14 protein-coding genes are annotated in these 14,211 nt (G+C 65.9%); 8 read left to right on the plus strand and 6 right to left on the minus strand.

The genetic code is table 11. The features are described from left to right. Window positions 1–17: 17 nt before the first annotated feature. Window positions 18–1,061, minus strand: a complete 1,044-nt coding sequence (locus ACP15K_RS08835) for an NAD(P)/FAD-dependent oxidoreductase (RefSeq protein WP_424990315.1) — start codon at window positions 1,059–1,061, stop codon at window positions 18–20. Between the two features lie 110 nt (window positions 1,062–1,171). On the opposite strand from ACP15K_RS08835, the gene mnmD reads away from it, so the two are divergent. Both mnmD and ACP15K_RS08845 read left to right on the plus strand, forming a co-directional pair. Next, the gene (mnmD, locus tag ACP15K_RS08840) at window positions 1,172–1,843 is read left to right on the plus strand and encodes a tRNA (5-methylaminomethyl-2-thiouridine)(34)-methyltransferase MnmD (RefSeq protein ID WP_424990316.1); all 672 of its coding nucleotides are present in this window, start codon (window positions 1,172–1,174) and stop codon (window positions 1,841–1,843) included. Beyond that, window positions 1,840–2,730 (plus strand): DMT family transporter, encoded by an 891-nt coding sequence (locus ACP15K_RS08845; protein ID WP_193140008.1) that lies wholly within the window; start codon window positions 1,840–1,842, stop codon window positions 2,728–2,730. The genes mnmD and ACP15K_RS08845 overlap by 4 nt, the downstream gene beginning before the upstream one ends. 57 nt (window positions 2,731–2,787) lie before the next feature. Here ACP15K_RS08845 and ACP15K_RS08850 read toward each other — a convergent pair whose 3' ends face one another. Next, window positions 2,788–4,728: a lytic transglycosylase domain-containing protein gene (locus ACP15K_RS08850; RefSeq protein WP_226925636.1), complete on the minus strand. Its 1,941-nt coding sequence runs from the start codon at window positions 4,726–4,728 to the stop codon at window positions 2,788–2,790. A gap of 151 nt (window positions 4,729–4,879) precedes the next feature. On the opposite strand from ACP15K_RS08850, the gene dapA reads away from it, so the two are divergent. From dapA to ACP15K_RS08875, 5 genes are all read left to right on the plus strand, one after another. Beyond that, window positions 4,880–5,752: a 4-hydroxy-tetrahydrodipicolinate synthase gene (dapA, locus tag ACP15K_RS08855; protein ID WP_193140010.1), complete on the plus strand. Its 873-nt coding sequence runs from the start codon at window positions 4,880–4,882 to the stop codon at window positions 5,750–5,752. 2 nt (window positions 5,753–5,754) lie between these two features. After that, a complete protein-coding gene (locus tag ACP15K_RS08860; RefSeq protein ID WP_193140011.1) occupies window positions 5,755–6,249 on the plus strand; it encodes an SAM-dependent methyltransferase in 495 nt (164 codons plus the stop codon). Between the two features lie 45 nt (window positions 6,250–6,294). Next, a complete protein-coding gene (gene smpB, locus ACP15K_RS08865) occupies window positions 6,295–6,771 on the plus strand; it encodes an SsrA-binding protein SmpB (RefSeq protein WP_193140012.1) in 477 nt (158 codons plus the stop codon). Between the two features lie 106 nt (window positions 6,772–6,877). Continuing rightward, window positions 6,878–7,729: a 3-mercaptopyruvate sulfurtransferase gene (gene sseA, locus ACP15K_RS08870; RefSeq protein WP_424990317.1), complete on the plus strand. Its 852-nt coding sequence runs from the start codon at window positions 6,878–6,880 to the stop codon at window positions 7,727–7,729. A gap of 8 nt (window positions 7,730–7,737) precedes the next feature. Beyond that, a complete protein-coding gene (locus ACP15K_RS08875) occupies window positions 7,738–8,352 on the plus strand; it encodes a pseudouridine synthase (RefSeq protein ID WP_424990318.1) in 615 nt (204 codons plus the stop codon). Between the two features lie 98 nt (window positions 8,353–8,450). Here ACP15K_RS08875 and ACP15K_RS08880 read toward each other — a convergent pair whose 3' ends face one another. Next, window positions 8,451–9,785: an ammonium transporter gene (locus tag ACP15K_RS08880; RefSeq protein WP_193140015.1), complete on the minus strand. Its 1,335-nt coding sequence runs from the start codon at window positions 9,783–9,785 to the stop codon at window positions 8,451–8,453. 31 nt (window positions 9,786–9,816) lie between these two features. After that, window positions 9,817–10,155, minus strand: a complete 339-nt coding sequence (locus ACP15K_RS08885; protein ID WP_193140016.1) for a P-II family nitrogen regulator — start codon at window positions 10,153–10,155, stop codon at window positions 9,817–9,819. Between the two features lie 258 nt (window positions 10,156–10,413). Between ACP15K_RS08885 and ACP15K_RS08890 the strand changes: the two genes are divergently transcribed. Continuing rightward, window positions 10,414–12,672 carry a transglycosylase domain-containing protein gene (locus tag ACP15K_RS08890; RefSeq protein ID WP_424990319.1) on the plus strand — a complete coding sequence of 753 codons (2,259 nt, stop codon included), beginning with the start codon at window positions 10,414–10,416 and terminating at the stop codon, window positions 12,670–12,672. A gap of 53 nt (window positions 12,673–12,725) precedes the next feature. Here ACP15K_RS08890 and ACP15K_RS08895 read toward each other — a convergent pair whose 3' ends face one another. Then, window positions 12,726–13,325 (minus strand): MlaC/ttg2D family ABC transporter substrate-binding protein, encoded by a 600-nt coding sequence (locus ACP15K_RS08895; protein WP_424990320.1) that lies wholly within the window; start codon window positions 13,323–13,325, stop codon window positions 12,726–12,728. Further along, a complete protein-coding gene (locus ACP15K_RS08900) occupies window positions 13,318–14,085 on the minus strand; it encodes an MlaA family lipoprotein (RefSeq protein ID WP_424990321.1) in 768 nt (255 codons plus the stop codon). Before ACP15K_RS08900 ends, ACP15K_RS08895 begins: the two co-directional genes overlap by 8 nt. Between the last annotated feature and the right edge of the window lie 126 nt (window positions 14,086–14,211).

Genomic DNA, 14,211 nt, shown 5'->3' on the forward strand with positions numbered 1-14,211 from the left:
TTCCCCAGCCCCCGGTCCTACAGGTTGTCCGACACCCGGAACCCCTCGGGGATCGCATCCACGCCGTCCAGGATCAGATCGGCCATGACCTGCCCGACCTTCGGCGCCACGCCGAAGCCGATCTTGAAGCCGCCGTTGGCGATGAAGGTCGCCGGGCGGCGCGGATGCGCGCCCAGCATCGGCGCCCGGCTGCGCGCCCGTGGCCGGACCCCGGCCCAGCGAGACAGAACCGGCGCGTCCGCCAGCGCCGGACAGACCTGAACAGCCGTTTCCAGCACCGCGTCCAGTTGCGCATCCGTGGCGGTGGCCGCGTCGAACGCACGCTCGCTGGTCGAACCTACTGCCACCGTCCCGTCGCCATGCGGCACGATATGTACGCCTTCAGCGAAAATCTGCGGCGCCCCGGCGCGATCCAGGTCCAGCAGCGCCCCTTGCCCCTTCACCCCGCTGCCTACCGGGACCCCCAGTTCCTTGGCCAGCTCCAGCAGGCCAGTGTAACCGGTGGCCAGAACCGTCACGTCCTGCCCCGCCGGGGCCGAGTCCGTGATTTCACCGCCCAGCGTCACGATCGCCGCCGCCAGCGCCGCACAGCCCTGACGGGGATGCAGACGCGCGCTCAGCGTGTCGCGGATCAACAGCCCGGTCTCGGACACCGGTGCCCAATCGCCGACCAGATCCGCCTCGATCACTTCCCAGACCGCCTTGCCCTGCCACAACGCGTCTGCCGTTTCCTGCCGCGCCCTGGCCAGAGACACCGCGCGGTCATCGGCCAGGGGCTGCAACCGCCCGACACGGCCATAGCCCGGATCGCGCCCGCTCAACCGCGCCACGTCTTGCCAGAACGGCGCCGCCATCATCAGACTTTCGAACTGAAAGGCCTTCTTGGGGTTCCAGTTCTCGGGCGTATGCGGCGACAGCGCGCCGACCACACCGCCACTGGCCCCGGCGCCGACCCCGCCAGGATCGACCACGATCACCCGCGCGCCCTTCTTCAGACAGAAATACGCCACCGAAAGCCCGAAGATCCCGGCCCCGTGAATGGTGATACTGGCAGAAGTCATCGGCACGCCCTTCACGATTTCGGTCCCGCGAAATTGACATTGCCGGCAAAATGGCCATGGAGGACGGGACAGCACCGGGCTGTTACTCCAACCCAAGAACGGACACCAGCATGAAGGCGCCGCCGGCCGATCTCGAATGGAAACCCGATGGCGTTCCGGTCTCCCGGCACTTCGACGATCCGTATTTCTCGCTGGACAACGGACTGGCTGAAACCCGCCACGTGTTTCTGGCGGGCAACGATCTGCCCGCCCGCTTCCGGCCCGGCTTTCACATCGCCGAACTGGGTTTCGGCACCGGGCTTAACCTGCTGGCGGCACTGCTTGCCTGGCAGGACAGCGGCACGCCCGGCCCGCTGCGCTACACCGGGTTCGAGGCCTACCCGATGACCGCACCGGACCTCGACCGCGCCCTGCGCCGATTCCCCGAGGCCCATGCCGTGGCCGCCCCACTGCTCGACGCCTGGTCGCGCGGCGAAACCTGCGTCCAGACCCCGGTCCTGCAGGCCGAGATCGTCATCGGCGACGCCCGCACCACCTTGCCGGACTGGTCCGGACAGGCCGACGCCTGGTTCCTCGACGGTTTTGCCCCGGCCCGCAATCCACAGCTTTGGGAGGCCGACCTGATGGCACAAGTCGCCCGCCACACCGCGCCGCACGGCACCTGCGCCACCTATACGGCAGCGGGCTTCGTGCGCCGCAATCTGGTCGAGGCCGGTTTTACCGTCACCCGCACGGCAGGCTATGGCCGCAAACGCCACATGACCCAGGGGCAAATGCCATGATCCCCAACGTCGAAACCTCTGTCACGCAACAGGACAACCGCCTCGGCATCCTGCTGATGATTGCAACCACGCTGGTGTTCTCGATCCAGGACGTGCTGACGCGGCATCTGGCGGAAAACTACAGCCCGCTGATGGTGGTGATGATCCGCTACTGGGCGTTCGGCCTGTTCGTGATCGTCCTTGCCACCCGCGCGCCCGGCGGGCTGCGCGGCGCCGCCCGCACCTCGCAACCGGTACTCCAGATCCTGCGCGGACTGCTTCTGGCCGCCGAAATCGTGATCATGGCGCTGGCCTTCGTCCGTCTCGGGCTGGTGGAAACCCATGCGGCTTTCACCGCCTACCCGTTGATCGTCGCCGCGCTCTCGGGCCCGGTGCTGGGCGAAAAGGTCGGCTGGCGCCGCTGGTCGGCCATCGCCGCCGGTTTTGTCGGCATTCTCATCATCCTGCAACCGGGGCGCGGCGCCCTGCAACCGGCCGCCGTGATCCCGCTCGTCGCCGCCGCAACCTTTGCCACCTACGCGCTGCTCACCCGCTACGCGTCGCGCAAGGACAGCGCCCGCACCTGCTTTTTCTGGACCGGGGTGTCGGGTGCCGTCGCCATGACCGGCATCGGCCTGTGGGTCTGGGAACCGATGGCTCCCGACGACTGGATCTGGATGGCCGCCCTCAGTCTCTCGGGTCTGCTGGGGCACTGGCTTTTGATCCGCAGTTATGCCGTGGCCGAGGCCAGCGCGGTCCAGCCCTTCGCCTACATGCAACTGCCCTTCGCGGCGATCCTGGGCATGGTGCTCTTCAACGAAGCCCTGCGCCCCAACGTCGCCACCGGGGCGGCCATCATCGTCACCGCCGGCGTCTTCACCCTGTGGCGGGAACGGCAAACGCGCTGATCCCGCCCATTCTTCTTGGCGAAAATACTCCCGCCGGAGGCACCCACCCCATACGCCCTAGCGCCGCTTGAGATCCTGCGACAGGGTCAACTGCTGCGGCCGGCCCGTCAGTTGCGCGCGATAGGGCAGCAGCGATTCGGTCACCCGCATCACGTAGTTCCGGGTCTCGGTGAAGGGGATGTGTTCGACCCAATCCACCGCATCCACCTGCGATGACCGGGGATCGCCATAGCGCTCGATCCATTGCGGCGGCCGCGCCGGACCGGCGTTGTACCCCACTGCCACCAGCGCATCATTGACCCCGAAGCGGCCTTTCAGCTTCGACAGATAGGCCGTCCCCAACCGCGCGTTGTAGGACGGATCCGACGTCAGCCGTCCCAGCGAATAGGGCAGCCCGACCTCGGCGGCGGTGTCCTTGGCGGTGCCGGGCATCACCTGCATCAACCCGCGCGCACCGGCCGGACTGATGACCACCGGGTTGAACTCGCTTTCACGCCGGGCAATGGCCAGCGCCAACTCCGGCTCCACCCCCGGTCGCCCGGCGACCGAGATCGTAAACATCGGGAAATAGGCCCGGTTCAGTGTGTGCCCCTCTGCCGCCGCCCGCTTGGCGATGCGCAACTGGTAATAGGGCTCGCCCAATTCCTCGGTCAGCGACAACAGCTCGCCGATCTGGCCGCGGTTCAGGCTTTCGGCCAGATGCGCAAAGAACCGGCCCGACACCGCCAGTTCGCCCGCCTGATCCAGCGCCACCCCGGCAAGGTAGACCGAATTCTGACGCAGCGGAGAGTTTCGCCGCACCGGGTACTTGGTCTGCCCCAGAAGCCCCGGATCCATGGCCAGCCCGGCCTTTTCGGCGGCCAACTGGCCATAGAAGGTGCCCTGGAACTCGCCGCCGAACTCATACGCCGCCTGCGCCGAGGCCTTGTCTCCCATGGCCTCGAAAGCCCGGCCTTCCCAGTATCCGGCGCGGCCCAGGCTGATCGGGCTTTGCACCGCCAGCCGGAAACGCTGGAAATGGTCCAGCGCGGCGCCCGGAGTGTCCAGTTTGCGCAACGCCAGAAATCCCGACAACCATTCCAGATCAGCAAAGTCCGAGCCTTCGGTCAGGTGATGTTGCGAGACCAGCAGATAGGCCTCGCGCGCCTGCCCGTTGCGCATCAACTGGCGCCCCAGAGCCCGCCGCCGCTTGGCCCATTTCTCGGGCTTGCCCAGGCTTTCAACGCTGCCCGACCGTTGCAGCACCAGTTCCAGCGCCCGCTCTTCGTGACCGTTGCGGAACCGCCATTCGGCGCGCTCGTAGGCCAGCCCCGGATCGTCCTGCAATTCCAGCGGCACCCGGTCGATCAGGCTGTTGACCCCGTCGGCGTCCCGCCGCAACCCGGCGCGGGCATCGTGCAGACGGCGCCAGCCCTCGGGCACGCGCGGGCGCATCCGCGCGGCTTCGGTCAGCCAGCCGTTCCACAACAGCATGTCCATACGGGCGACGTGGTGATCGGCCAGCACCTGGCCATAGCGGGCCAGCATCGTGCTTTCCTCACCCGCCGTCAGGCGCAGCACCCGCCACGCCCGAATCGCTTCGGCCCCGGCCACATCGCCGCGTCCCAGCGCATCCAGGGCCGCCGACAGCCGCTGCGAACCGACGCCGGTCTGCGGCAGTTGATCGCCGAAATAGCGCAGCACCGCTTCGGGGTCGGCATTTGCGGGGATCGTGGTCTCGCCCCGCCGCAGCAACAGCGGCAGGCCCGGCCAGTCGCCATAGGTTTCGCGGAAGGCAAGGTAGTCTCGGAAGTCACCGTCGCGACCGCGCAGCCGATACCATTCGACCACCGCCTGCACGGCGGGGCTGTCATTGCGCACCGCGGCCCGCGCGCCGGCCCAGTCGCTGGCGCGCACCTCGGCCATGGCCGCGGTCAGATCCGCCTGCGCCGGCACGATGCCCAGCATCAGCACCAGCATTCCCGACAAGATCCCGTTTCGCACGGCGCCATCGACCATCACACATCCTTTCGATCCCTGTCCGCGGCACGGTAGCCACAGGCGACCGGGGCGCAACTCAAAATCTTGGCAATTGCCCAAACCCCCGCTAGGGTCCGCGCGCAATCCGCCGGGGACACATCGCCCCCGGCCTGAATCATAGGAGCGTGTCATGATCAAAGGGTCCCTTCCAGCCCTGGTAACCCCGTTCAAGGACGGTGCGGTGGATCTGGAGACGCTCAAGAAACTGGTGAACTGGCAGATCGAGCAGGGCTCGCACGGGCTGGTGCCGGTGGGCACCACCGGGGAAAGCCCCACGGTCAGCCACGAAGAGCATCGCCTGATCGTCGAAACCGTGATCGAAGCCGCCGCCGGGCGGGTGCCGGTTGTGGCAGGCGCGGGCTCGAACTCCACCGCCGAGGCGATCAGCCTTGTCCAGCACGCCGAAAAGGCGGGCGCGGCGGCGGCTTTGGTGGTGACGCCCTACTACAACAAGCCGACACAGGCCGGGCTGATCGCGCATTTCACCGCACTGAATGATGCCAGCACCCTGCCGATCGTCATCTACAATATTCCCGGCCGGTCGGTGGTGGACATGTCACCTGCCACCATGGGCGAACTGGCGAAACTGCCGCGCATCGTCGGTGTCAAGGATGCCACCGGCGATCTGGCCCGCGTCAGCCAGCAGCGCGCCACCTGCGGCACCGGCTTTCTGCAACTGTCGGGCGAAGATGCCACGGCGCTAGGCTTCAATGCCCATGGCGGCGTTGGCTGCATCTCGGTCACTGCCAACGTGGCCCCGGCCATGTGCGCCCAGTTCCAGGAGGCCACGCTGAACGGCGATTACGCCGCCGCGCTGGCGATCCAGGATCGGCTGATGCCCCTGCATCAGGCGATCTTTCTTGAACCCGGCCTGTCGGGGGCGAAATACGCCCTGTCGAAACTGGGCCTGTGCGGGGAAGAGGTGCGCCTGCCGCTGCTGCCGGTCACCCAGCCGGTCCGCGACGCCATTGATGCCGCCCTGGCCCACGCCGGGCTGGTCTGAGCATGGCAAACCCGGTCCGCCCCGGCGAAAAGACCCTCGACTTCGATCCGGGCGACCGGGTCGAAGCCGGCCTGACCTTCATCGGGCGCATCCGCACACCGTGGTCGCGCGGCAATTGCCCCAAGAACATCCGGATGGCGCGCGACAGCGGCGAGCCGGCCCATATCGAGATGGACCCGGCCTATCTGGACGGTCTGACCGGTCTGGAACCGGGCCGCGCGCTGATCCTGATCTACTGGATGGACCGGGCCCGGCGCGACCTGATCCTGCAAAACCCCGGCCATGTGGACAGTCCGCGCGGCACCTTCGCCATCCGCTCGCCGAACCGGCCCAACACGCTGGCGCTGTCGACCGTGGTGCTGACCGGCATCGATCCCGCCACCGGGCGGCTGGACATTGACGCCATCGATTGTTTCGACGGGACCCCGCTGGTCGATCTGCGCCCCTGGCTGCCCACCATCGACGTGCCGCCCGCGCTTCAGGACAAGCTGGGCTGATCGGCGCTTGGCGCGCGCCGTCAAAGCGCCTATATCCCCACGACCATGGCCAAAGATAAAACCAACCCCAACTACAAGGTGATCGCCGAGAACCGGCGGGCCCGTTATGATTACGCCATCGAGGATGACCTCGAATGCGGGATCGTGCTGCAGGGCTCCGAGGTGAAATCCCTGCGCCAGGGCGGCGCCAATATCGCCGACAGCTATGCCGCCGTCGAAAACGGCGAACTGTGGCTGGTCAACGGCTATATCGCGCCCTACGCGCAGGCCAAGACCTGGGGCCATGAAGAACGCCGCCGCCGCAAGCTGCTGGTCAACAAGCGCGAGATGTCGCGGCTGTGGTCAGCCACCCAGCGCGAGGGCATGACCCTTGTGCCGCTGGTGCTGTACTTCAATCACAAGGGCTTCGTGAAGCTGAAGATCGGCATCGCCAAGGGCAAGAAAACACACGACAAACGCGCCACCGAGGCCAAACGCGACTGGCAACGCCAGAAACAGCGCCTGTTGCGCCACGACACCTGACCCGCCCGCCGCGACGGGCCAGTTGACGCAACGGCGCGGGCACGGGCTTGCGCCCCGCACAAGGGCCGTCTAGCAATAAGTTTACACCGGTAACCGAGAGCCTTTCATGCCGAATTCTGATCCCAAGACCCTCGTTTCGACCGACTGGTTGGCATCCCACCTGCGCGACCCGGACCTGCGGATTCTGGACGCCTCGTGGTACATGCCCGCCGAGAATCGCGACCCGCGCGCCGAATACGAGGCCGGCCACATCCCCAGTGCGCGATTCTTCGACATCGAAGAGATCTCGGATCAACGCTCGGACCTGCCGCACATGGCGCCGCCGGTGGAAAAATTCATGTCCCGCCTGCGCAAGATGGGCGTCGGCGACGGCCATCAGGTGGTGATCTATGACGGGGCCGGCCTGTTCTCGGCCGCCCGAGTCTGGTGGCTGTTCCGGCTGATGGGCAAGACAGACGTCGCGGTTCTGGACGGCGGCCTGCCCAAGTGGATCGCCGAAGGCCGCGAGTTGGAAGACCTGCCGCCAATGATCCGCGATCGTCACATGACCGTGCGCCGCCAGGCCAGTCTGATCCGCGATGTCACACAGGTGGCGGCGGCTTCGAAACTGGGCGATCACGAGATCATCGACGCGCGGTCCCCGGACCGTTTCGCCGGACAGGTGGACGAACCCCGCCCCGGCCTGCGCGCGGGCCATATTCCGGGGTCCAAGAACCTGCCCTTTGGAACCCTGCTGAACGCCGATGGCACCATGAAGGATGCCGCCGGTCTGAAAGCCGCGTTCGAAGCCGCCGGGATCGACCTGTCGAAACCGGCGATCACCTCGTGCGGGTCCGGCATCACCGCCTCGGTCCTGAACCTGGCGATGGAGCGGCTGGGGAAATCGGATCATTCGCTCTATGACGGCTCCTGGGCCGAATGGGGCATGTATGGCGACCTGGAGGTCGGCACCGCCTGAGCGCGGCCATGGCCCGGTTGATTCTGTTCAACAAGCCCTTCGGGGTTCTGTCGCAATTCACCGACACCGGCAGCGGCGACAGTCCCCGGCAAACCCTCTCCGACCACATCGACCTGCCTGGCGTCTATGCCGCCGGACGGCTGGACCGTGACAGCGAAGGCTTGCTGCTGCTGACCGATGACGGCGGCCTGCAGGCGCAGATCGCCCATCCCAGGCACAAGATGCCCAAAACCTATCTGGTGCAGGTCGAGGGCGCCCCCGACCCAGCAGCCATCGCGGCCCTGTGCGAAGGCGTGGACCTGAAAGACGGCCCCACCCTGCCCGCGCAGGCCCGGCTGATCCCGCTCCCATCAAACCTGTGGGACCGCGATCCGCCGATCCGGGTGCGCAAATCCGTGCCCGACCGCTGGATCGAACTGATCATCCGCGAAGGCCGCAATCGGCAAGTGCGCCGGATGACCGCCGCCGTGGGCCACCCCACCCTGCGGCTGATCCGCTGGAAAATCGGAGACTGGTCGCTGGACGGGCTGGCACCGGGTCAATGGCGCGAACTTCAGGTGGCAGCCCCGGCACGCAAACCCGGCCCCAAACCGCACCGCGCCCGCAAGCCGCGCCGCCGCTGATCCGGGCAGCCACCGACACCGTTGCCAGAATCGTCACCGGCATGAAAAATCCGGGCGCCGCAGCGCCCGGATCAAACCTCGGGTTCGGAGGTGGGCGATCAGCCCTTGCCGAATTCCGGATAGGCTTCCATGCCCAGCTCCGCCATGTCGAGACCGTTGATCTCTTCTTCTTCGCTGACGCGGATGCCCATGACAGCCGCCAGGATGAACCAGACCACGGCCGAGGCGACCACGGTGAAGATGCCGATGGTGGCGATGCCGTAAAGCTGGGTACCCAGGGCTGCGTCACCGTTCGACAGAACCACGGCCAGGGTGCCCCAGATGCCGCAGATCAGGTGCACCGGGATCGCACCGACCACGTCGTCGATCTTCAGCCTGTCCAGCATCGGAACCGTGAAGACCACGATCACGCCACCGACGGCACCGATGATGGTGGCCAGCCCCAGCGTGGGTGCCAGCGGCTCGGCGGTGATCGACACGAGGCCGGCCAGCGCCCCGTTCAGCACCATGGTGAGGTCCGGCTTGCGGAACATCATCTGCGAGGCGATCATCGCGGCCACGGCGCCACCGGCTGCGGCGGCGTTGGTGTTCGAAAAGATCCGCGAAATGTCCGCGACGTCTCCGATCGAGCCCATGGCCAGCTGCGAGCCGCCATTGAAGCCGAACCAGCCCAGCCACAGGATGAACGTGCCCAGCGTGGCCAGCGGCAGGTTCGACCCCGGCATCGGATGCACGGCGCCGTCCTTGTACTTGCCGATGCGCGGCCCCAGGATCAAGGCCCCGGTCAGGGCGGCCCAGCCACCCACCGAGTGCACGATCGACGAACCCGCGAAGTCCGAGAAACCTGCTTCCGACAGGAAGCCGCCGCCCCAGCTCCACGATGCCTGCAGCGGGTAGATGACCGAAGTCAGCACAATGGTGAAGATCAGGAACGGCCACAGCTTGATGCGCTCGGCCACGGCCCCCGACACGATCGAGGCTGTCGCGGCGCAGAACATCAGCTGGAAGAAGAAGTCCGACCCGGTCGCGGCATAGGAATAGTCGTCTGCAGTTTCGGCGGTCACGCCCACTGCTTCCAGGACACCCACCGACGGGAACAGGCCCGAAAGGATGCCTTCGATGGCCCAATCCCCCAGCGGGTACATCAGGTTATAGCCGATCAGGTAGTAGAAGATCGACGCCAGCGAGAACAGCACGACATTCTTGGTCAGCTGCATGGTCACGTTCTTGCCGCGCACCAGGCCGGCTTCCAGCATGCAGAACCCTGCTGCCATGAAGAACACCATGAAGCCGCCGATCAGGAACAACAGCGAGTTGAGGATAAAGACGGTGTCCGTCGGCACGGCAGTGGGCACGTCGGCCTCCTGCGCGAAGCCGAGGACCGGCATCGCCGCCGCAGCCGCGGCCAGCATGAGAGTGTTGGTCAGTTTCATTTCAAGGATTCCCCTTTACGGTCGCGCTGGCTTAGAGGGCGTCTTCATTGGTTTCGCCCGTGCGGACGCGAACGGCCTGGGCCACGTCGAGGACGAAAATCTTGCCGTCGCCGATCTTGTCGGTCCTGGCTGTGGATTGGATGGTGTCGACCACCTGGTCTGCCATCGCCGCGCTGACGACGATTTCCAGCTTGACCTTCGGCACGAAGTTCACGGCGTATTCAGCCCCCCGGTAGATCTCGGTGTGGCCGGACTGCGACCCGAAGCCCTTGATCTCGTTCACCATCATGCCGCGGACGCCGATCGAGGTCAGAGCTTCGCGAACCTCCTCCAGCTTGAACGGCTTGATTGCTGCAATGATCAGTTTCACGTTCTTTCCCTTCCTTGCAGCGGGCCTGGCCCGCCAGAATTCACACAGGCACTGACGCCGCAAAACACGGGCGGCCTCAAGAAAACCGGCCTTGGAAATGCGGCAGCTCGGCCGACAAACGCCCAAATTTTGCACAATTTGTGCGCCATGATGAAATTTTGGGCACTCGAGAATCTTGCGCAACAGGGGGAACGGGTCCACATGACCGTCAAACCGAGGTACACTGCGGCAAGGCAGAACCCCCAAGAAGGGCGCAAGATGAGCAGATCCCAGAAATCCCCGCGCATTCTGCGGGCCGATCAGCGCTATGCGGGCACCACCGCCAAGAAACGCCCGGCACCGGCGAAAAAAGGCAAGGCGGCGCCCGCGAAGCGGCGCAAGGCGAAACCGGCGGCGCGCAAGCAACGCCGGGGCGGTCGCGGCGGCGGCGGCGGTATCATCGGATTCTTCCGGCGTATCATCAGCTGGATCCTGCGCCTGTTCTGGCGCATCGGCTGGCGGTTCGGGCTGGTCATGGGGCTGATTCTGGCGCTGGCCGTGGGGTCGATCTATGCCACGCTGCCCGATGCCTCGGAAATGGTCGATGGCCGTGCGCGCGGGTCGGTCACCATGATGGACCGCTACGGCGAGGTCTACGCATGGCGCGGTGACCAGTTCGGCGGTGTCATCACCGCCGACACCGTGTCACCGCATCTGAAACATTCGATCATCGCCACCGAGGATCGCCGGTTCTACCGCCATTTCGGGGTCAGCCCGCGCGGCGTGGCCGGTGCCATCGCCATCAACCTGCGCGAAGGGCGCGGCGCGCTTGAGGGGCACGGCGGCTCGACCATCACCCAGCAGACCGCCAAGCTGTTGTGTCTTGGCCGGCCCTACAAGCCCGACGAATGGAAGAACGACGAAGCCGCCTATGAGGCCGACTGCCGCCGCAGCTCGATGGGTCGCAAGATCCGCGAGGCGCTGTACGCGATGGCGCTGGAAGCGCGCTATACCAAGGACGAAATCCTCACGATCTATATGAACCGGGCCTACCTGGGTGCCGGGGCGCGCGGTTTCCAGGCCGCCAGCCAGCGCTATTTCGGCAAATCCGCTGCCGAGGTGAACCCGGCCGAGGCCGCGATGCTGGCCGGTCTGCTGAAAGCGCCCACGCGCTATGCGCCGACCGCCGACCTGCAGCGGTCGCAGGATCGGGCCAACATCATCATCGGCCTGATGGAGGAAGAAGACTATCTGACCGCGACCGAGGCCGCGCTGGCCGTCGCCAATCCCGCCACCCTGTCCGAGGCCGCCGAGGCCCGCGCGGGCGGCTATTTCGCGGACTGGGTGATGGAAAGCACGCCGTCCTTCCTCAGCTCGCAAACCACCGAAGATGTGTTGATCCGCACCACCTTCGATGCGCGCCTGCAACGGGCCGCGGAAGAGGCGCTGCAATGGGTGTTCGAAAACAAGGTCCGCGAAGGCTCCAAGGCGCAGGCGGCCATCGTGGTGATGGATGCCGACGGCGCCGTGCGCGCCATGGTCGGCGGCCGTAAGACCAAGGTTTCGGGCGCCTTCAACCGCGCGACGCAGGCGCTGCGCCAGACCGGATCGGCGTTCAAGCCCTTCGTCTATGCCGCGGCCCTTGACTGGGGCTTCACCCCCAACGCGCAGGTGGTGGATGAACCGCTGACCATCAACGTGCCCGGGTCCGGCGCATGGTCCCCCAAGAACTATGATCGCAAGTATCATGGCAAGGTGACGCTGACGCAGGCGCTGGCACACAGCTACAACATCCCCGCCGTGAAGGTGTCCGAGGAAATGGGCCGCGAGAACGTGCGCCGCATCGCCGCCGATTTCGGCCTGAGCAGCGATCTGGCCGCCGGTCCGGCGCTGGCCCTGGGCGTGTCCGAGGCGACGCTGCTGCAAATGACGGCGGCCTATTCGGGCATCCTGAACGGCGGCTCGTCGGTGACGCCCTACGGGCTGACCGAATTGCGCCTGCTGGGCGACAGCCAGCCATTGTTCGGGCAGGAAGGCGGCATCGGCGAGCGGGTGATCGCGCCACAAGCCGCGCGGCAGCTTGTCTACATGATGAACCAGGTCATCGAAAACGGGACCGGCCAGCGCGCCAAGCTGGGCGATCGTCCGGCGGCGGGCAAGACCGGCACCACGCAGGCCGCGCGGGATGCGTGGTTCATCGGCTTCACCGGCGACTACGTGGCCGGTGTCTGGATGGGCTACGACGACAACACGCCGCTCAGCGGTGTCACCGGCGGCGGGCTTCCGGCCGAAATCTGGCGCGAGACCATGGTGCGGGTGCACGAAGGCGTGCCGATCTCGCAACTGCCGATGGAGATCCCCGCCGGCGTCCGCCCCGGCCAGATGGCCGGCGACAGCGGCAGCGGCAGCGGCAGCGGCGGCAGCCCGACCAAGAACGTGGGACAGTCGGCGCAGGGTCTGAGCAACAATGTCGACAATGCCGTGCGCAACACCGAACGCGCCATCAACAATGTGCTGCGATCGATCTTCGGCGGCTAGATCGCGAAATCACGACAGAAAAAGGGCGGCCTCCGGGGCCGCCCTTTTTCGTATCAGGTGTTCTTCAGGGTCTGCGTCAGCCTCGAGATCGAGCCGCCGGACTTGTCCAGCAATGCGCCGATCTCGGTACGTTCGGTGGTCAGCATGTTGATGCCTTCGATGATCACGTTGAACACCTTGTCCGACCCGGACCCGTCCGAGACGTGGAATTCCACCTTCACATCCGAATGCCCGGGCACTTTGGCCACCGCATCCACCACCGTCACCTTCTTGTCGGCGCGGGCGCGCACGACCTTCACCGTGCCGCCCTTGAACTCGTTGAACCGGCGTCCGTACTTGCGGGAGAAATAGCCGGTGAAGGCATTGGTATAGGCCCTCAGCTCGGAACTGCTGGCCGAGCGGGCGGCGACGCCCAGCGAGAAGCGGGCAATGGTGGGCACATCGGCATAGCGTTTGAACAGGGCCTCGAAGTCCTTGATCATCCGCGATTCGGACTGGCCCGAGTTGATCGCCTTCTGCACTTCGGCAACCATCTTGTTGACCATGGCTTCGGCAGCGGCCGGGCTGGTCGCGGCGAAGGCGGCAGACGGCAGCACGGCCGTGGCGGCCAGCGCGGCCAGAAGATGGCGGCGGGTCAGGGCAATATCATTCACTGAAGAGCTCCTCATAGGGGTCGATGACACCGCCGTCGTCCGGGGTATCCCCCAGCTCGAATCGGCGGGTATCAAGATAGATCTGGCGGGTCTGCAGATAGCTGTCGGCGCTATCGTACAGAACTTCGTCCACCGTGCTCGAGAACTCGTACCGGTAGTCGGATTTCTCAAGCACATAGGTTGTAGGCGGAATGTAGCTCTCGGGCGGCGTCAGTCCAACGAAGGTCAACGGGTTCAGGAACAGGTCCACGACCTCGCCGGTGAGGGATCGCTGGGTATAGGGACCGAAGAACGGCACCTCGACATAGGCCCCTTCCTCGACGCCCCAGACGAACAGGGTCTCGCCAAAGTCGGTTGACCGGCGCTCCATCCCCCAGGCGCCGGCGGCGTCGAAGATGCCGAACACGCCCACGGTGGTATTGACCAGGAACCGGAACAGGTTGTGGCCGAAATCCTCGGGCTTGGCCTGCAGGGCATCGTTGACGATGTCGCCGGGCAGCTCCAGATTGGCCCGAACATTGTTCACCCGCGTCCGCAGATAGCGCGGCAACACGCCATACGCCTGCGAGAACGGGCGAAACAGCACCGTGTCGAAGTCCTTGTTGAACTCGTGGACCTTGCGATTCACGTTCTCATAGGGGTCGTCGACGACAGAGCCCTCGGGACCAGATGTCGCGCAACCGGCCAGAAACACCGGTAAAACAAGGGCTTTGATGACATGTCGGCGAGCAATGGCCGACCACTTGCGTACGTGTTGCACTGGGGGGATCACCCTCTTGTAAGCACGCGACCACACATAGTAGACCCGGAAAGAAGATGCCACCACCTCGCGAGGCCGTGAGGGTTTTCCGCCAGAGGTATTTCCGGCGCGACACGCTATCGTGGC

It is taken from the genome of Fluviibacterium sp. S390, from assembly GCF_049800695.1.
In the GTDB taxonomy this organism is placed as follows: Bacteria; Pseudomonadota; Alphaproteobacteria; order Rhodobacterales; family Rhodobacteraceae; genus Meridianimarinicoccus.

Bases quoted from the DNA above. Each gene is read 5' to 3' on its own strand.
- ACP15K_RS08850 (WP_226925636.1), bottom strand. From the start codon at position 4,728: ATGGTCGATGGCGCCGTGCGAAACGGGATCTTGTCGGGAATGCTGGTG.
- ACP15K_RS08875 (WP_424990318.1), top strand. From the start codon at position 7,738: ATGGCCCGGTTGATTCTGTTCAACAAGCCCTTCGGGGTTCTGTCGCAA.
- dapA (WP_193140010.1), top strand. From the start codon at position 4,880: ATGATCAAAGGGTCCCTTCCAGCCCTGGTAACCCCGTTCAAGGACGGT.
- mnmD (WP_424990316.1), top strand. From the start codon at position 1,172: ATGAAGGCGCCGCCGGCCGATCTCGAATGGAAACCCGATGGCGTTCCG.
- ACP15K_RS08845 (WP_193140008.1), top strand. From the start codon at position 1,840: ATGATCCCCAACGTCGAAACCTCTGTCACGCAACAGGACAACCGCCTC.
- ACP15K_RS08835 (WP_424990315.1), bottom strand. From the start codon at position 1,061: ATGACTTCTGCCAGTATCACCATTCACGGGGCCGGGATCTTCGGGCTT.
- ACP15K_RS08880 (WP_193140015.1), bottom strand. From the start codon at position 9,785: ATGAAACTGACCAACACTCTCATGCTGGCCGCGGCTGCGGCGGCGATG.
- smpB (WP_193140012.1), top strand. From the start codon at position 6,295: ATGGCCAAAGATAAAACCAACCCCAACTACAAGGTGATCGCCGAGAAC.
- ACP15K_RS08890 (WP_424990319.1), top strand. From the start codon at position 10,414: ATGAGCAGATCCCAGAAATCCCCGCGCATTCTGCGGGCCGATCAGCGC.
- ACP15K_RS08860 (WP_193140011.1), top strand. From the start codon at position 5,755: ATGGCAAACCCGGTCCGCCCCGGCGAAAAGACCCTCGACTTCGATCCG.
- sseA (WP_424990317.1), top strand. From the start codon at position 6,878: ATGCCGAATTCTGATCCCAAGACCCTCGTTTCGACCGACTGGTTGGCA.